Consider the following 17,624-nt stretch of genomic DNA (forward strand, 5'->3'; position numbering starts at 1 on the left):
CGGGTCGGCGATCGTGTCCTGTGTTCAGGGCGCCGTCGTGGTCTCGACTCCCGTGCCCGTGGTCATTTTCAGTTCCGCGCGGGTGTGCAGGTGGCCCCGGCGCTTCGCCGTGCGCAGGAGCAGGACCGTGGGGACGGCGCAGATGATGATGGCGAAGATGCTCGCCTCGGGACCGAAATGACCGCCAGTGATGGCCGCCGGACCGGACAGTACGCCGTGGAGCAGGCCCGCCGGGGTTCCCTCGTTGCCGGAGACCGTAGTGCCGAAGATGCCGCTCTCGGCGAAGTTCCAGCCGAAGTGCAGGCCGATCGGCAGCCACAGGGTGCGGGTGGCGGCGTAGGCCGCGCCAAGCATCAAGCCAGCCTCCACCGCGATAGCCAGCGCACCCCAGACCGTGGCCCCGGAGTTGACCAGGTGCAGGCCGCCGAAGAGCACACCGGTGATAACCAACACATTGCGGGTTCCTACGAGTTGTTCGACCAGCCGGAAGACGATCCCGCGGAAGAGCAGTTCCTCGACGACGGCGACCCCCGCCATCGTCCCGAGCACGGCGATCGCCGCGCCGAACGAGACACCGCCCTTCGTGCCGTATCCGCCGAACACGGCGATCAACGCGATCGTCGCGGTGAACAGGACGAGTCCGAGAAGGGTGCCGTTCCGGAGTCCGGAGACGGCGGCCGTCGCGTCCAGTTCAGGGAGCGCGCGCTTCTCCACCGCCCGTACGACCACCGAGTAGACCTTCAGCGCGCCCACCGCCACGACGGCGCCGGCGATCACCGACAGGAACGGGTTGGTTCCCGCAACAGCCCGTATCCCGGCGGCCAGTGCCGTCACCACCAGGAACAGCACCACCATCAGCACCAGCCGTCCGCCTGTGGACATCGGCGGCCGCACGTTCTTGAACGGGGTGCGCGACCTGAGCGAACTCTGCGTCATTGCGTTTCCTCACCTGCGGCACTGCGGCCCGACTGCCGCTGTGTTGACGACAGGAACGCTACGAGTGAGTACCGGCGAGGCACGTCGCCCCCGGGTGGACAGTCGCGTGTAGCTCGCTCGGGGGACAGTCGCGTCCGCGGGGCAGAGGAAGGGGTCAGTCGTGGGCGGTGACCAGGCCCACCCGGTGGGCGAGGACGACCGCCTGAACGCGGTCGCGCAGGTCGAGCTTGGTCAGGATGCGCGACACGTACGTCTTGACCGTCTCGCGGCTGATGACCATCCGGTCGGCGATCTCGGCGTTCGACAGTCCCTCGGCGATGAGCTGCAGCACCTCCGTCTCCCGGGGCGCGAGAACCGAGAGCGCCTCGGTCGCGACGGTCCGGCGCGGGGTACGGATGCGGTCGGCGAACCGGCCGACGAGCTGCCTGGTGACGGCGGGCGCCAGCAGCGACTCGCCCGCTGCGATCGTCCGAATCCCGTGTACCAGATCACGCGGCGGCGCGTCCTTGAGCAAGAACCCACTGGCTCCGGCCCTCAGCGCCTCGTACACATACTCGTCGAGGTTGAAGGTGGTGACCACCAGGATCTTCACGGGATCGACGACGCCAGGTCCCGCCAACAATCGGGTCGCCTCGATGCCGTCCAGGACCGGCATCCGGATGTCCATCACCGCCACGTCCGGGCGCAGGCGCCGCGCGGACTCCACCGCCGTGCGGCCGTCCGCGGCCTCCCCCACGACCTCCAGGTCCGGCTGTGCGCCGAAGATGGTGACGTAACCGGTACGGACCAGTTCCTGGTCCTCACAGACCAAGACGCGTATCAGAGTATCGGCGGCAGTCATACGGGCTCTTGGGAGGGAATGCGGGCATGGACGACGAAACCGCCGTCCGGACGACTGCCCGACAGTAGGTCGCCGCCGAACACCCCGACCCGTTCACGCAGTCCGAGCAGCCCGTGTCCGCCGCCGCGGACGGGCGGTCCGGATCGGGATAGGGCAGCTACACAGGGCGTTCCGTCGGTAGTCACCTCGACCTCTATTTCCGCCTGTCCGTAACGGACTTGGACTGTCGTGCGATGCCCGGGGGCATGCTTGAGCGCGTTGGTCAGAGTCTCCTGCACCACGCGGTAGGCGGCCAGTTCCACGCCCGTGGCCATCGGGCGCCGCTCCCCCGTCTCGGTCAGCTCCACGGGCTGTCCCAGCGCTCGCGACTGCTCCACCAGGTCGCTCAGCTTTCCGAGGGCCGGTGTCCGGCCCCCCACGGTGTCGCCCGCGGGAGACGTATCGCCGGACGCCTTGAGCACACCGAGCAGAGACTGAAGATCTGTCAGAGCGTGCCGGCCCGAGTCGCTGATCGCTTCGAGCCCCACGGCCACCCGGTCCGGCGCGCCGGCGAGCAGGTACTGTGCAGCGTCCGCCTGTACGACCATCGCGGTGACGTGATGGGTCACTACATCATGCAACTCCCGCGCGATGCGTGCCCGTTCCTTCGCCATTGCCGCCTCCACGCCGAAACGTCGTTGCTCCTCCTCGGCCGCCCGCCGCGCCCGCACCGTCCGACCGACACCCCAACAGCACACCAGCACCAGGTAGATGAGGACGAAGTCGGTCGCCCGTTGCGGCGAGCCCCTGCCGTGCAGCCCGAGCGCGAACAGCACGTAGAGCCCGGTCGCCGCTGCCGCCGCCAAGCCGAGGCGTACGCCTCCCGCACGCCTCCCGTGAGCACCGAAGTTGTAGAGAGCGATGTACAGTCCCCAACTCGCCAACGTCTGCGGACAGCCCATCAGTTCGTGCACGCCGAACGCACTTGCTACCAGTGCCAGGCAGATTCCGGGCCACTGTCGCCGCAGCACCAGTGGCAGCCACAGCGCCATCGCCAGCAGGACTCCGGCCAGGTCGTAGGAACGCTGCGGCAGATCGCCGAACTCCGCGCCGATCCGGGCTGTCACGGGCACATACACCACAGGAGTGAGCAGCAACGTGAACGCCACGTCCCGCTTCCAGACGCTCAGCGCACCCCAGCGCGCCGCGCCGGCCCGCACGTTCTCGACGAGAGATGACGCCGTTGGCTTGGACACGCGCAGAGCCTAGTCGCACCGGGGACATCGGAGGATCGGGTCCGGACAAGACATATGTACGGGAGCGTCACCCCCCGGTACCGCGGACACGGCCTCCTTCCTTGGCCGGGTCATGACCCGGCTCGCGGTCGGCAGCGGCGTCGACTTCAATTCCGCGTCTGTGTCCGCGATCAGCCTGCCCTTGGAGTGGACGGAGCCCACGCCTCTGATGGCACCGGGCTCCGGCCACTTTCGCGTGGCCGCAGCAAGTTCCCCCTCGGTCCGCTCATGGGAACCTGTGCGCTCCGCTCGGTGCACCGTGCTGTTGGCGATGGTGCTGCGCACCGCACGAGGCGGCGACACCATGGTCAGCAGCGCGCGGACGCCGGCGACCGCGCGCGAATAACTCGTGCGCGTCGTCCCCGTCCGACTTTCAGCTCAGGCGCGGCTTCGGACCGGACCACGGTCACGATCCGCGTCCGGAGTCCAGGGGATCGACTACCGCCCGCCCCGGACACACAGCACCTTCCGCGGCAGACATCAGCGGCCCACGCGCCAAGGCAAGGGCCCTCTGCGCACCTTCGGATCAACCCTCCACTCCTGATCCGCTCACCGCACGGGCGCGGATGGTCCCGGCATGTCGTGACGGATGGACCTCTTCAACCGTGGATTGATTGAGCGATAAGGTCATACGTATGCCAACCGAGTCGCAGCCCTCGAACCGCCTGTTCCCGCCCCGTCTGCCCGCCGGCCGCTTGGGTGTCGCAGTCGTTGCCGAGCTCGTCGACCTCATCGTGACGGGTCAGCTGCAGGAAGGCGCATTGCTGCCGCCGGAGGGTCCGCTGAGCGAGCACTTCGGCGTGAGCCGCACAGTGCTGCGTGAATCGGTGAAGCGGCTCGAAGAGAAGGGCCTGGTGATCGTTTCCCAGGGGCGCGGCACCCAGGTGCGCGCACCTGGGTACTGGAACATGCTGGATCCGGTGGTGCTGTCCGCGTTGATCGACAACGACGCGACGCTCGGTGTCCTTGACGAACTGACGATCGTGCGGGCGAGCCTCGAGTCGGCGATGGCGGGCGCGGTTGCCGCGACTCGCGGTGCGGACGGACTGAGGAGACTGGAGCACGCGTTGACCACGATGCGTGAAAGCGAGTCCGAGACGGACTCCTTCCGACAGGCGGATGTGGTGTTCCACTACGCCCTCATGGAGATCTCCGGCAACCGGCTGGCGGAGAACATCGCCAAGCATCTGTACAAGCGAGCCGTGGAGTCCAGCCGCTACCAGGGCATCGACCCTCCGGATGCAGTCGCTCTGACGCTGGACGAACACGCGGCGATTGTGGATGCCATCTCGAGGAAGGACGTCGCCGCGGCCCAGAAGGCGATGCATGATCACATCCACATCTCGTGGGAGCGTCGGCGGCTGCCCGACCACGCGCCACGGGCGCGCGGCCGGGCAGCCGATCAGAAGAGCGGGTAGACGTCGGCGGCGTTGCCGCCGAATACACGTGCCCTTTCCGATACGGAGAGCCCGTCGAGCAGGGTTTCGGCAGCGGACTTCCAGAGCTGCGCTCCCTTGCCGAGTTCGACCAATGGCCACTCGGAGCCGTAGAGCAGACGCTCAGGGTCGAAGGCTCCCAGGGCGACCGTCACCGTCTCGGTGAGATCGGCTGCTCGCCATGATCCGCGGGCGAGACCCAACGTCAGTCCTGAGACCTTCGCGACGACGTTCGGTTGCCGCGCGAGATCCCGCAGCCGCATTGCCCAGCTGCTCCTGTCCTGCCCTGGCTCGGGCGGGCCGCCCAGGTGGTCGAGCACGAAGCGCAGTCCGCCGTGGCGCGCGGCCAGGCGAGTTGCCTGCGGGAGCTGCCACTCACGCACGACAGGTCGAAGCAGAGGCCCTCACACTCAAGTAAGGCGAGGGCCGCGCCGACCTCCTCGCGCATCATCCACTCCGGGTCCGGATCAATATGGGCCAGATGCCGCACCCCGACGACGGGGACAGCGGCGTTCTCGCCGATCTGGTCGAGTTGAAGTTCCACCTGCGCCGCGAGGTCGACCCACGCGACGAGGCCGACGATAGCCGATGAGTTCAGCCTGGCGAGCCGGATGCCCTCATCGAGGCTGTTGCTCGACTGCACGACCACGGCACCGTCGAGTCCGGTCGCGGCCAACATGTCGCTCGGAATACGCTCCCCGGCGATCCTGACCTGGCACGGGTCGGTCTGCGTCCACCGCTCCCGCGAAACCGGGTCAGCGGCGATCCGTCGCATGTCCGCCTCGTGGTCCTCGCCGAAGTATTCGTAGTAGGCGAACAGGATGTCTCCGAAGATGAAGATGCCGTAGTTGCCCATGTTGCATTCGGTGAGCTTTCGCTCGACGTCCGGCCACTCGGAGCGGTGCAGCGCCAGATATTCCTCACGCTTCTCGGGGCCGCACACCCACGACAAAGGCCCTGCGCTCAGGTCGACGGGTCACGAGAGTCCGCCTCCGCGGTACGACGGGTCACCCGTCACGTCCGGCTCGTCCACCAGCCGCAGGGCGGCCCGTTCGGGCCGGATGTGCGGTCCGGCCGCCGCGGGCCGGGATGTCGCGGCGCCCGCCGGTGACATCTGGGATTCGTCGATCACGATCCCGATGCCCGGGCGATCGCCCAGGACGATTCCTCCGTCGTCGAACTGCTGGTCGACCTCGAGGCCGACGGGAAAGCCGAGATCCTGGACTTCGAAGGCCAGGTGGTTCGGCACGGCGGCGGCGGCGTGTGCCACCGGGTTCGCGTGGTACGCGACGGGACTCACCGGCAGATCGTGGGCGTGCGCGAGCGTCGCGACGCGGAGGAAGTGGGTGATCCCCCACACGTTGCCGACCTGCACGATGTCGACCGCGTTGGCGTCCAGCAGGGGCCGGTACTGCTCGAGCCCGGTGAGGTTCTCGCCACTCGCTATCGCCGCGCGCACCTTCCCGCGCAGCGTGGCCATTCCGGCCGCGTCCCACCGACGCAGCGGTTCTTCCACCCAGGTGAGGTCCATGCGCTCCTCGATGGCCGCGACATAGCGAGCAGCCTGGGCGTGGTTCCACGACTCGTTGGCGTCGAACATGAGCGCCGGCCGGCGGGTGTTGCGGCTGAGGATGTCGTGCATGATCTCCAGTCGGGGCAGGTCGCGGTCGAGGTCGCGGCCGCCTTTCAGCTTGCCGGCCTTGAACCCGTGATCCGCGAAACGCCGGTAGAGGTCTGCGAGTTCGTCCTCGGTCAGGCCGTACTCGAGACCGGACGCATAACCGGGGACGAAGCGCTCCCGGGCACCGAGGGTCCGCCAGAGGGGTTCGTCGGCGGCCTTGGCCTTGATGTCCCAGAGGGCCATGTCGACGGCGCCGATGGTGCCGAAGGTGGATCCTGAGTGACCGGCCTTGAACACCCAGTCGAGCATCCGGTCGTAGAGCCCCGCGACCGACCGCGGGTCGTCTCCGTCGATCGCGGGGAAGACACGGGCGATGTCGGAGTGGGACCCGAGCCCCACTCCCTCGATTCCGGTGTCAGTCTCGATGATGAGCACAGGGACCGGAGTGACGTGGCCGGGCTGGACTCCGTTGACGTCCCCGGTGATTCTGCCCCAGTCGTGAACGGTGTTCAGACTGCGGTATCCGGTGATCTTCATCGGGAGTGGTTCTCCTTGCATGTGCGAGTGGTCATTCCTTGGTTCCCCCCGCTGTCATGCCCGCGACCAAGAATCGCTGGGAGAACAGGAAGACGAACAGGACGGGCAGGATCGACACGATCGTCCCCAACGCCAAAGTGGGCAGCTGAACGGAGCCGGATCCCGCGGAGCTGGGATTGAAGGCCGGGGTCGAGGCCAGCAGCGAGGTGAGCCCGACCTGGATCGGGTACCCGTCGCTCGATGGCAGCATCACAAACGGCAGGAAGAAGTTGTTCCAGTTCTGCACGAAGCTGAAGAACGCCACCAAGGCGACGATCGGGGCGGCCAGCGGAAGGGCGACCCGGGTGAAGACCTGCAACCCGTTGCAGCCGTCGATGCGCGCGGCGTCGAGGATGTCACGGGGGATGCTGGTCGAGAAGTAGATGTAGGTGAGATAGACGCCGAACGGGAAGAACGACATGGGCAGGATCACCGACAGCGGGCTCCCGATCAGATGGACGCTGTTCAGCTCGAGGAAGATTGGCAGTACCAGTGCGGTGTTGGGGATCAGCATGACGACGAGCGTCAGCACGAGCATCGCCTGCCGTAGCCTGAACTCCGTGAGCGCGAGCACGTAGCCAGCCGGGATGCTCACGAGGAGCGTGATCACCAAGGCACCGATCGCATACAGCGCGGAGTTCCCGATCCAGGTCGTCACCGCGCCGTCCTGGAAGTCGAACAGCTGATGCCAGTTGGCGACGAAGTCCGACCACGACCCGAATGAGAAGGGGTCGGCCACGACGAGTGACTTCGAGGACTTCGTGACCGCGAGGAGCAGCCAGACGATCGGGACGGCAAAGAACAGGACGAAGACGATGAGCAGGACGCCGGTGATGGACCGCCCGCTCCACCCGCTGAGGCTCTGCCCGCGGCGTCCGGCCGAGAGTGCTGCCATGGTCATTCCTTCTCGAAGAGGCCGCCGCGGGTCACGAACACCCAGGACAGCAGGAGTGCGACGACCAGCAGGATCAGCGAGATCGCGGCCGCGCCGTTGAAGTCGTTCTGCTGGAAGGCGTACTGGTAGGCCAGCTGGTTGAGCGAGTAGTCGTTGGGCACCACTGCGTTGCTGGCCTGGCTGAGCAGCTGTGGCTCCACGAACAGCTGGGTGCCGGCGGCGAGCGACATGACTCCCATGTACGCAACCCACTTGCGAAGCATCGGCAGTTGGATTCGCAGCGCGATCTGAACGGCGTTCGCACCGTCGATGCGGGCGGCCTCGATCACCTCGGTGCTGATGTTGGTGAGGGCGCCGTACATGATGAGGATCCATCCGCCGGCTCCGGTCCAGAACGCGATGATCGCGAAGATCGCTGGAAGGTGGCTGGGCTGGATCACTTGTACGAAGCTCTCAAACCCCATAGTCCTGAGCAGAGCGCTGACCGGGCTCGCGGTCGGGTCGAGGACGAAGAGCCACAGCAGCACGCTGGACGCACCGGCGAGTGCGCCGGGCAGGTAGTAGACGAAGCGCAGGGTCGTGCTCATCCACCGGACACTGACGGCGTGCACCACCAGCGCCAGGCCGACGACGAAGACGAGCAGTCCGAGGAACCAGATGAGGAGGTAGGAGGCCACGTGGAACACGGCCGGCCAAAACCGGAAGTCGCCGACGACCTTGGTGAAGTTGTCGAACCCTGCGAAGCCACCCTCTGTGTTGGTGAACGCGAGTGTCACCGCATAGAGCGACGGGACGATCCCGAAGACGATGGCGAGCAACGCGTAGGGGGAGATGAAGAGATAGCCGATCGGGTTGCGAGTGAAGGCGCGACCGGCGAGCCGGCCGCCGCCCCGGCCTGACCGCCGATGCCCCGAGGCGTCCACGGCCGGCCGGCCACTCCGGGAAGCGACGGTCATGTCAGTTCACCTTGTATCCGTTGACCTTGGCCTGGTTCTCGATCGCCTTCTGCCAGGTCGGCAGCAGGTCCACGATCGATTTGCCGCCCGTGATCCCCGGGGTCACCGTCTTCGCCCATATCGCCTCCTGACTGAAGATGGGGTAATCCCAGCCGTCCCACACCTGCGACGCCGCGGTCACCACCGGCTGCAGCGGGGTGGCGTAGTACTTGCTCGCCTCCTTCTTGGCGATCCACTTCTGTGCGGCGGGTGCGTACGCCGGGTATCCCGGTGCGACATCGACCTGATAGCTGTCGACCGTAGTGACGAACTGGACGAATTTCTCGGCAGCCTTCAGGTTCTTCGAATGGCTGGATACGAACCAGGTTCCGCCACCCACGTTGCCCGTCGCAGGCTCGCTCTCGCCCTTCCACGGCAATGGCGCGGCGACGCCCAGCCGCCCAGCCGGCACGTTGAGCGAATCGGGGTTGTTGAAGATCGCGCCGGCGTACCAGGCCGGACCCGGCATCATCAGCACTTTGCCTGAGTACTTCTTCAGGAACTCGGGCGTGAAGACGCTGACCACCGGCGCGGTTCCGTTCTGGCGGAGGGTGTCGAGCATCGACGCCGCCCGCTTGCACTCGCTCGAATCGGTCTTGACGGTGACGGACTTGGGACCGGTCACGTCATTGGCCTGGCACCTGCTCCCCCACATGAACACCTCGGGCGTCCAGGCATCCCCGGCCGTCCCGATGATGTAGCCGGGGTGCTCCTTGGCGACCTTCTCCCCAAGCGCCTGGTACTCCTCCCATGTGGTCGGGAGGGTGTAGCCGAACTGCTCGAGCAGGGACTTGTCGTACCAGAGCACCGCCTGGGCGAGGTCGTTGCGCAGGCAGTAGACACGGCCGTCGACCGTGCAGGGGTTGAGCGAGCCTGCGGTGAAGTTGCTGAGCGTGTCCTTCGGGACCAGGCCCTTGTCCAACACGGCCGCGAACGCCTGCTTGCCGCCGCTCTTCTGGCCGGCCCATGCGGCGTCGTTGTTCTGGCTGGAGAAGACGACATCGGGCCAGCCACTGCCCGCGCGGTCGAAGAGCTGCATCTTCGTCCGGAAGGAGTTGGACCCGTTGGCCGATCCGTCATAGCTGACGACCTTGATCTTGGTGTCCGGGTTCTCCGCCTGGAACGTCTTCGCGGCCGCCTGGCGGTCGGCGTCCACCCAGACCGTGATCGCCGAGGAGGCTTCCTGTTTGGCTTCGGGAAACCCGTACGCCCCGTTCGCCGAACTGCCTTGACCGCCGCAACCGGCGAGGGCCATAAGCGCCGTCGCGACGCACATTACGGCGATGGTCGACGTAGTACGGCGCCAAAGCACCACAGAGTGGATTCCGACCATGGGATGTCCTTGTCTTGTCGACTTCGTTGACGACTCCGCGCCTGGACTTTAGGGCATACGTATGATGTTTGTCACGAGCTGGAGTGACAGCACCTTGGGCAGCATTTCCCTTGGGGGATGGCGAGTTGACGGTGGTCTCGTTCGTTTGATCCGCGTCGACCCCAGGTGGAGAAGCGGGGCCTCTTCGCAACCCGAGGTCGCGAAGCCGGCCGACATCCGGGAAGCCCTGTCGCCGCACCGCTCGGTCCAATGGGGTTGAATTCGGCGGCGGACGCACCAAGGCCGGAAGTTCGGCCGGGTATGCGGTCGTCGCTGTTACCGCCCGCAGCGGTGTCGTGTTCGACTGGGACGCGGACGGTGACGGATATCTGGACACCGACGCCCGCGCCAGCGTCGACAACTACCGCCCCATCTGGGTGGAGCTCACCCGATCGGGCACCTCGCTCAGTGCCTCGTACTCCTACGACGGCGCCAACTGTGTACCCGTCGGTCGGTCCGTGGCGTTGACCTCGGTGGCGGCGAAGCAGGACGCGGGGATCTTCTCCACGTCCCATGACGCCGCCCAGTCGGCGATCAAGCAGTTCGACTCTGGCTCCTTCACGGCTGCAATGATCCCGTAGGCGCCGCTCAGGATCGGTCGACGGCGGGCACGGTGGAATCTTCTGGAAGGCGTCGACAGACCGTCCCCTCGCATACCCCGGCTGAGGGCGCGACGGAGGGCCAGGGCACTGACCTGCCGTCTACCATCCGGCTGCACGGGGCGGGCATGAGCTCGCCCCGTCTGCCTCCGTGAGCCGTATGACGACCGTCCACCCCACAACCAACCACCCCACCGCCGCCCAGAGCGACGGTCACGCTCTGTCGCCTCGCGATCCGCCGGACACGGGCCAGTCGGAAGGGTTCGCGACATCAGGGACGCGGGCCGGGTGGGCGCCGCGGTCCGGCCACGTGCCGGCCCCGTGGCCGTGACCGCTATGCACCCGCGCGAGCCAGCGTCTCCAGAGGGCCGTCCAGGATCTCGGAGAAGGCGAGTTCGGCGGCTCCCACGAGTACCGCGTCGTCACCGAGTTCACCCGTCCGCAGCCGGAGGTTCTCGCGGGAGGCCGTGAGGACGATTCGGTTGATGCGGCTGCGGATCTGAGCTGCCGAGGCGAGAAACACCTCGCGAAGCGTCCCACCGAAGATGACCGTGCGCGGGTTGAGCACATTGACCAGGTTGGCGACGCCGACGCCGAGCCAGTCTCCGACATCGTGCAGGGCGGCGCGGGCAGTGATGTCTCCCCGGTCGGCCGCTTCGACGACGGCGTGCACGGCTTCCCGGCCGGTGGCCGACGGGTCGCGCCGCGCGGCCTCCAGCAGGGCCCGCTCTCCCGCCTCGGCTTCGAGGCAGCCGCGTGCCCCGCAGCCGCAGGACCTGCCATTGCGCGGGTTGATGACCATGTGCCCGATCTCGCCGCCGTATCCGCCGTCGCCGTACAGCAGTTGGCCACCGGTGATGACACCGCCACCGATGCCGATGTCGCCATGCAGGTACACCAGGTCTTGGCAGCCTGTTCCGGCACCGCGGAGGTGCTCCGCGAGCGCACCGAGACTGGCCTCGTTACCCACGGACACGGGAAGGCCGAGGCCCAGCCGGTCTGTGAGGTTCTTGCCGAACTCCTCGTCCTTCCAGCCGAGGTAGGGGACGGCGCGGACGAGGCCGTCGGGGCGGCGCACCATCCCGCGGACAGCGGCGGCCGCCCCGACGCAGTGGGTACCGTGCGGTGCTGTGCTCAGCATTTCCAGCGCGGAGCCGGCGAGGACCTCGGCCACCTTGTCGGCGTCGCGAGGGCCTGGGGGCATCAGGATCTCCCTGCGGTCGAGGAAGATGCCACCCAAGCCGATGCGGGCGGCGGCCAGCCGATCAACACCCACGTCGAACGCGAGGACGTACACGCGGTCGGACTCCGGCCGTACCACCAGAGACGGCCGGCCGGCCTTGCCGGTCTCACGGGGAAGTTCTTCGCGGACCAGGCCGACCGAGCCCAGCTCGCTCACCAGACCCAGGATCGTACTGCGATTGAGCCCCATGCGCTCCGCCAGGACGGCCCGCGACACGGATCCGCTGATGTGCACATGACGGAGGAGGGTGCCAAGGTTGTGCCGGCGAATCTCCTCCTGCGAGGGACCGGCTCTCATGGAACCCCAGACGTCATCGTTGTACGGCCCGGCGACGGGACAGCGCATCCACGCCTGCGGCCACCAGCAGAACCGAACCCGTGACAGCGTACTTGACGCCTGAGCTGTACCCCATCAGGCCCATGCCGTTCTGGATGACTGCGACCACCATGCCGCCGAGCACGGCATCCCTGACTCTGCCGCGCCCGCCGAACAGGCTCGTCCCGCCGATCACGGCGGCGCCGACCGCCAGCAGCAGCACATTGCTGCCACCGGTGTTGGGGTCGACCGAGTTGCCCCGGGACGCGGCGATGATGCCGCCGACCGCGGCCAGGGAGGAGCAGATGACAAACGCGGTGATCCGAATGGCTGCCACGTTGATGCCCGCCCGGCGGGCCGCCTCGGCGTTACCGCCCACTGCGTAGATGTGCAGGCCGAACGAGGTGCGCTGGAGCAGGAACGTACCGGCGATGAGCAGGACGGCGATGACCGGCACCACGATCGGCACGCCCTTGAGCGAGTCGACGATGATGTTGCGGCTGCGTTCCTGGTTAAGCAGGTGGACGGCGATCGCACCGAGCACGGCCAGGCCCCCGATCCTGACCGCGAGCAGGGCGGGCGGATCGGGGGCGAGCCGACGCCGCCGGCGGTTGCGGCTCTGCCGGAGCTGGATCGCCGCGTACACCCCGACACTGACGGCGAGCAGTACCCAGCCCAGCACGGGTGACAGGTTGTTGTTTGCGACGGCCAGGATCGTCTCGTCCCGGATCGAGATGTTGGTGCCTTCCTTCAACAGCATCAGCACGATGCCCTGAAACCCAAGGAAGGCCGCCAGCGTGACCACGAATGAAGGGATGCCGACCTTCGCCACCAGCAGACCGAGCACCAAGCCTATGACCGTGCCGGTGAGTATCGCCGCGCCGACCGCGCCGTACCAGGGCCATCCGTGGTCGGTGAGCAGAATGGCGAGGACAGCGGCGCAGACGCCGCTGGCGTAACCGGCCGACAGGTCGATCTCGCCGAGGAGGAGGACGAAGACCAGACCCATGGCGATGGCGATGCTGCCCGCGCCCTGAGTCAGTAGGTTGGCGAAGTTCAACTCGGACAGGAAGACCGGGCGCAGGACGGCGAAGAACACGCACAGGACGATCAGGCCGAGAACAGCAGGGACAGCGCCCAACTCGCCTCCCCTGACCCGTTCGACATAGTTCCGGGCGGCCGAGCGCAGACTCGCGGCTTTGACCGCCCCGTTCGTCTTCGACTGACCGGGACCGCGCGGCATTTCCGGCTTCTCGGGGGCGACTGCGGCAGTCATGCGGTGACTCCGTTGCTGTGGGCGAGGCCGAGGTCTCCGCTGCGGCCCGAGGTGATGAGTTCGACGACCTGGGAGTGCGTCACGTCCGACGTGCTGACCTGAGCGGCCATCCGGCCCAGGTAGAGGGTGGCGATCCGGTCGGACACCGCGAAGACGTCGTTCATGTTGTGCGAGATCAGGACGACGGCGAGACCGTTGTCGGCCAGGCGCCGGACCAGTTCGAGCACCTGTGCCGTCTGGGCGACACCGAGTGCGGCGGTCGGTTCGTCCAGGATGACGACCTTGCTGTTCCACAGCACAGCCTTGGCGATTGCCACGGTCTGCCGCTGGCCGCCGGAGAGACTGGAGACCTGTTGGCGGATGGACTTGACGGTGCGTACCGACAGCCCCTCGAGGGTGCGGGTGGCCATCTCCTCCATCGTCGTGTTGTCCAGGACGAGCCCCCGGCGCTTTTCGCGGCCGAGGAACATGTTCTGCACGATGTCGAGATTGTCGCAGAGCGCGAGGTCCTGGTACACGATCTCGACGCCAAGGGCCCCCGCATCACGGGGGCCGTGCACCTGGACCTGCTCGCCTTCGAACCAGTACGCGCCGCCGTCAATCGCGTGGATCCCGCCGATGCACTTGACCAGTGTGGACTTGCCTGCACCGTTGTCTCCGACGAGAGCGGTCACCTCCCCCGGATGGACGTCGAAGGACACGTCGTGCAGCACCTGCACGGCGCCGAAGCTCTTGTCGATCCCGCGCAGTTGAAGGATCGGGGTCGCTGTCATGGAAGGCGGCTCCTTATGGTCGTGAGGTCGCGGGTCCCGGGTCCCGGCCAGGTGGGAGCCCCGGGGCCCGCGGTCGGGTCGGCCGCACCAGGGGGCAGCGGTCCGAGCAGCCGGGCAGGGCTACTTGATGCCGGCCTCGGCGCACAGGGCGGCGTACTTGCCCGTGCACAGCTGTTCTTTGGTGACGTAGCCGTCGTCCACGACGTCCTGGACGTTGTCCTTGTAGATGGCCACGGGTGTCTCCAGCACGGACGGGACCTTGCGCTTGCCCTCGGGATCCTCGACCGTTGCGTTCGTCTCGCCCTTCTCGGCCTTGGCGAGCGAGACGGCGAGCTTGACCGTGGCGTCCGCCTCTTTCTTGACCGCCTTGTAGACAGTCATGCACTGGTCGCCCGCGAGGATGTTCTGCAAGGCCTGCACGGTGGCGTCCTGGCCGGTGACCGGGACCTCGCCGTTGCGGTGCTGCTTGCGCAGGATGGCGATGGCCGCGTTGCCGAGAGTGTCGTTGGCGGCAAGCACGCCGCCGATCTTGGGCTCGCTGGTGAGCATCTGCTCGAAGATGGTGCTGGCCTCAGCGCTGTCCCAGTCCGGGACGGACTGGTCCGGGCCCTTGACGTAGTCGCCCGACTTGTACTTCGGGTCGAGGACGCCGTTGTAGCCGTCGGCGAGCAGGGTGGCGTTGTTGTCCGTCGGCGAGCCGTTGAGTGTCGCGACGATGGGCTTCTTGGCCTTCATGTCGTTCAGACACTTGCTGAGGCCCTCGCCCTGAAGCTTGCCGACCTCGGTGTTGTCGAAGCTCACGTAGTACTGGGCGGAGCCGCCGAGGGTGAGCCTGTCGTAGTCGATAGTGGCGACGCCCTGCGCCTTGGCCTTGTCGAGAACTGCCTTGCCCGTGCCGCTGTCCAGGTTCACGATGACCAAGACGTTCACACCGCTGGTGATCATCTGGTCCGCGATGGTCTGGAACTGCTGCTTGTCGTTCTGGGCGTTCTGGATGTCAAAGTCGACGCCCGCCGCCTTGAACGCCTCGGAGAGGTACTTGCGGTCCGCGGTCTCCCAGCGGGCGGAGGACTTGCTGTCCGGCAGGATCACGCCGATCTTCGGCTTGGCGTGGGAGCCGGAGCCAGTGCCGCCCGACGAGGAGTCGTCGCAGGCAGCGAGCGAACTGACCAGTGCCACTAAGGCGACGGTGAGGAGGAGGAGTCCCTTGCGCATGGCAGGGTCCTTTCTGGTGTTACGGCCGGAGACCGGACGTTCGAGCGCGGTCAGGAAGCCGAGAAGTGCGCTCTCGGGAATTGGCGGGTGTGGGGCGGCCCGGATCGAATGTTGTGAGCGGGAACTTACGGCGCTCCGGACCCGCTGCCCAGAGCACGGGAGGCGGTATTTGTCATCCGCCATAACAATTAGGTGACGCCCGTCACAACGTGCTATCCCCTGCGCCTCGTGAACCCCGTCAGGCACACGAGGACCTGCTGTGGGCCAAGCAGTACAAGTCCCCACAGTCGCGTGGCGCGAAATGTCCGAACTGCAGGCCCTTCCCAGACCGCGAGCACGCCCAATGCGGACTGCACTCCAGCGCAGCCCAATGCCAGCGGCTTCGGGCGGCGAATGGCTTTCCAACCAGCGACCGGCGTGGACAACCGATACCCGGGCCGGCAGCGCCCCCTCGCCGACCTCGGCCTTACCCTCGAGCGGCCTCCGCGGCCCAGCCCCGCCACAAGCACATGGCCGCTTCCCGCGCCGTACGACCTCGCTTGCGCCAGCCGATGCCCACACCCACCGCACACCCGGAAGCGCGACCACCGACACCGCGAGGACGGGCTGATGTTGGGGCGATCGCTGTCCAGCCAGCACAGCGACGACCCAACGCTCCCCCGATGACCTCCATTGCCGCACACGGCCGCCCGGAGCCCTGCCCGACGGGCCGTGGGAGACACGAGCCGCTGCGGTACCTGTCTGTCCTGGACATCGTCGGTCTGTTAGGAGTTCGTACCCTGTTTTTTATGGTTTGCGAGCTTTGAGTTGATTACGTTCGGCGATGCTTTCAGGACGTCTGATTGATTTGCCCACGTCGTAGCGGGTGGCCGGTCGTTGGTTCTTCGAGCCGAGTGGGCGCCCTGGGTCTGGAGTTGAGGGTTTGGGCGCACGGGCCGGGCTGTGCAGGTGAGGGCGGAAGCTCCTGAACCCGCGGCGGACGCGGGCTGGGGTGAGTCGGGTAGGTTCGGTCGGTTTCTCCCAGGGACGGCGGAGATCGGCTGCGGCCTCGCGGGTGAGCCTCAGTTGGGTATGCGCTGCGATGACGAGCCATGTCCACCGGTCCTCGGCCTCGGGCTGCGGAGCCTGGGACGGGTCCAGCCGAGCGTCTGCTTGACGAACCGGAAAGTGTGTTCAAGGTCGAAGCGCCTCAAGAACGCTTGCCACCGCAGGTCGACGCCTTCGCTGGTCACGCCGGTCTTGGAGGACCACAGCCAGACGGGCAGTGGGTCGCCGCCGCCGGGCAGATGGTCCACCGTCAGGCGGATCAGGGTGCCCTCGATGACGGGGAGTTCGCCGTCGTGGTCGATCCACGCGGAGCGGGTGGTGAGCCGGGGGTGGATGCGGTCCCAGGCCAGCACCTGGGCGGTGCCATAGCGGTCGGTGACCTGCGCGGTCTCCGCGTCGGGCTCGCCCCACGTGTCCGGTTTGGCGAAGCGGAACTCCTTTCCGTGCTTCGGCGGCCGCCGGCCCTGGGGGTAGGCCAGGGCGTACTCCAGTTACGTAGGTGTCGGACGGCGCATGACCCGGTCCGAGCGCATCCGTCCGAGCACCTCGATGGGCAGGCCGGTAAGGAGGTAGGCCATGCGCGGGGCGTCGTAGCCGGCGTCGAACACAACCAGGATGTCCGGGTCGCCGTCCTCCCACTGGCCCTGGCCGATCAAGTCGTCCACGACGCGGCGGACCCGCCGGGCGGTGAACTCGGCAACATCGTCGTGGAGGCCGAGACGGGTGGCGTCCAGCAGTTGGCACCACGAGGTGCGGCCCGTCTCCAGCGCGGCGACGAACGAGTACGGCCAGCCGGGGATGAACTGGTTACTGGAGCGTCCTGAGCGTCCGTAGACGTGGCAGAACAGGCGGTCCGGGCTGGTCGGCGCGTCCGGACGCAGCCACGGCGAGACATCGACCGCCAGGACCAGGCGCCCGTCGGCGGCCTTCGGCTGCGGCAGCACGGCCAGTGCCTTACGCGGCCTGTCGACCTCGACGCAGCCCTGGTTGAGGGCGTCGTACAACGCGCCGTGCCCACGCCGGTGCTCGGCCAGCAGCGTCAGATCGACAGGGGAGGTCACCGGGCCGTCCTCGCAGAGGATCGCGTCGCAAAGCACGAACAGGGTGTTACCGCGCCGGGTCAGGCCTGTGTAGAGGTCTTCTCGGAAGTGGGATGTGAAGTCGAATGCTTCGTGCCGGGCATCGTGGTGCAGCAGACTCGCCCCTGGGG

14 protein-coding genes and 2 pseudogenes are annotated in these 17,624 nt (G+C 67.2%); 2 read left to right on the forward strand and 14 right to left on the reverse strand.

What is annotated here, in order from left to right; all coding sequences use genetic code 11:
- Positions 1-24 precede the first annotated feature (24 nt).
- The 3 genes from ACFV2J_RS20430 to ACFV2J_RS20440 all read right to left on the reverse strand — a co-directional run bounded on the left by ACFV2J_RS20430 (position 25) and on the right by ACFV2J_RS20440 (position 3,012).
- Positions 25-936 carry a CPBP family intramembrane glutamic endopeptidase gene (locus ACFV2J_RS20430; RefSeq protein ID WP_385085926.1) on the reverse strand — a complete coding sequence of 304 codons (912 nt, stop codon included), beginning with the start codon at positions 934-936 and terminating at the stop codon, positions 25-27.
- 154 nt (positions 937-1,090) lie between these two features.
- Entirely contained in the window at positions 1,091-1,777 is a 687-nt protein-coding gene (locus ACFV2J_RS20435) for a response regulator (RefSeq protein WP_385085924.1), read from the reverse strand.
- Entirely contained in the window at positions 1,774-3,012 is a 1,239-nt protein-coding gene (locus ACFV2J_RS20440) for a sensor histidine kinase (RefSeq protein WP_385085922.1), read from the reverse strand. Before ACFV2J_RS20440 ends, ACFV2J_RS20435 begins: the two co-directional genes overlap by 4 nt.
- 674 nt (positions 3,013-3,686) lie before the next feature.
- On the opposite strand from ACFV2J_RS20440, the gene ACFV2J_RS20445 reads away from it, so the two are divergent.
- Positions 3,687-4,469 carry a FadR/GntR family transcriptional regulator gene (locus ACFV2J_RS20445; RefSeq protein WP_385439854.1) on the forward strand — a complete coding sequence of 261 codons (783 nt, stop codon included), beginning with the start codon at positions 3,687-3,689 and terminating at the stop codon, positions 4,467-4,469.
- Here the strand turns inward: ACFV2J_RS20445 and ACFV2J_RS20450 are convergent.
- The 6 genes and pseudogenes from ACFV2J_RS20450 to ACFV2J_RS20475 form a co-directional block, all read right to left on the reverse strand.
- Complete coding sequence (locus ACFV2J_RS20450; RefSeq protein ID WP_385439857.1) at positions 4,454-4,870, reverse strand: amidohydrolase family protein; 417 nt, start codon at positions 4,868-4,870, stop codon at positions 4,454-4,456. The two genes, ACFV2J_RS20445 and ACFV2J_RS20450, sit on opposite strands and share 16 nt — an antisense overlap.
- A gap of 329 nt (positions 4,871-5,199) precedes the next feature.
- Positions 5,200-5,430, reverse strand: a pseudogene (locus ACFV2J_RS20455) (L-rhamnose mutarotase); the annotation flags it as partial.
- Between the two features lie 33 nt (positions 5,431-5,463).
- Positions 5,464-6,645, reverse strand: a complete 1,182-nt coding sequence (locus ACFV2J_RS20460; RefSeq protein ID WP_385083137.1) for a mandelate racemase/muconate lactonizing enzyme family protein — start codon at positions 6,643-6,645, stop codon at positions 5,464-5,466.
- Between the two features lie 31 nt (positions 6,646-6,676).
- Positions 6,677-7,579 carry a carbohydrate ABC transporter permease gene (locus ACFV2J_RS20465; protein ID WP_385083138.1) on the reverse strand — a complete coding sequence of 301 codons (903 nt, stop codon included), beginning with the start codon at positions 7,577-7,579 and terminating at the stop codon, positions 6,677-6,679.
- A 2-nt stretch (positions 7,580-7,581) separates the two neighbouring features.
- A complete protein-coding gene (locus ACFV2J_RS20470) occupies positions 7,582-8,535 on the reverse strand; it encodes a carbohydrate ABC transporter permease (RefSeq protein ID WP_385083139.1) in 954 nt (317 codons plus the stop codon).
- A gap of 1 nt (position 8,536) precedes the next feature.
- Positions 8,537-9,907, reverse strand: a complete 1,371-nt coding sequence (locus tag ACFV2J_RS20475) for an ABC transporter substrate-binding protein (RefSeq protein ID WP_385083140.1) — start codon at positions 9,905-9,907, stop codon at positions 8,537-8,539.
- 335 nt (positions 9,908-10,242) lie between these two features.
- On the opposite strand from ACFV2J_RS20475, the gene ACFV2J_RS20480 reads away from it, so the two are divergent.
- Positions 10,243-10,527, forward strand: a complete 285-nt coding sequence (locus ACFV2J_RS20480) for a hypothetical protein (protein ID WP_385083142.1) — start codon at positions 10,243-10,245, stop codon at positions 10,525-10,527.
- Between the two features lie 352 nt (positions 10,528-10,879).
- Here ACFV2J_RS20480 and ACFV2J_RS20485 read toward each other — a convergent pair whose 3' ends face one another.
- From ACFV2J_RS20485 to ACFV2J_RS20505, 5 genes and pseudogenes are all read right to left on the reverse strand, one after another.
- Positions 10,880-12,022, reverse strand: a complete 1,143-nt coding sequence (locus ACFV2J_RS20485; RefSeq protein ID WP_385083143.1) for an ROK family protein — start codon at positions 12,020-12,022, stop codon at positions 10,880-10,882.
- A 76-nt stretch (positions 12,023-12,098) separates the two neighbouring features.
- On the reverse strand, positions 12,099-13,379 hold the full coding sequence (locus ACFV2J_RS20490) for a sugar ABC transporter permease (RefSeq protein WP_385083144.1): 1,281 nt from the start codon (positions 13,377-13,379) through the stop codon (positions 12,099-12,101).
- Entirely contained in the window at positions 13,376-14,152 is a 777-nt protein-coding gene (locus tag ACFV2J_RS20495; RefSeq protein ID WP_385083146.1) for an ATP-binding cassette domain-containing protein, read from the reverse strand. The genes ACFV2J_RS20490 and ACFV2J_RS20495 overlap by 4 nt, the downstream gene beginning before the upstream one ends.
- Positions 14,153-14,272: 120 nt before the next feature.
- Positions 14,273-15,367 (reverse strand): sugar ABC transporter substrate-binding protein, encoded by a 1,095-nt coding sequence (locus tag ACFV2J_RS20500; RefSeq protein WP_385083147.1) that lies wholly within the window; start codon positions 15,365-15,367, stop codon positions 14,273-14,275.
- Between the two features lie 786 nt (positions 15,368-16,153).
- A pseudogene (locus ACFV2J_RS20505) lies at positions 16,154-17,610 on the reverse strand (NF041680 family putative transposase).
- Positions 17,611-17,624: the final 14 nt, after the last annotated feature.

Origin of the sequence: Streptomyces sp. NPDC059668 (assembly GCF_042734135.1) — a bacterium.
In the GTDB taxonomy this organism is placed as follows: domain Bacteria; phylum Actinomycetota; class Actinomycetes; order Streptomycetales; family Streptomycetaceae; genus Streptomyces.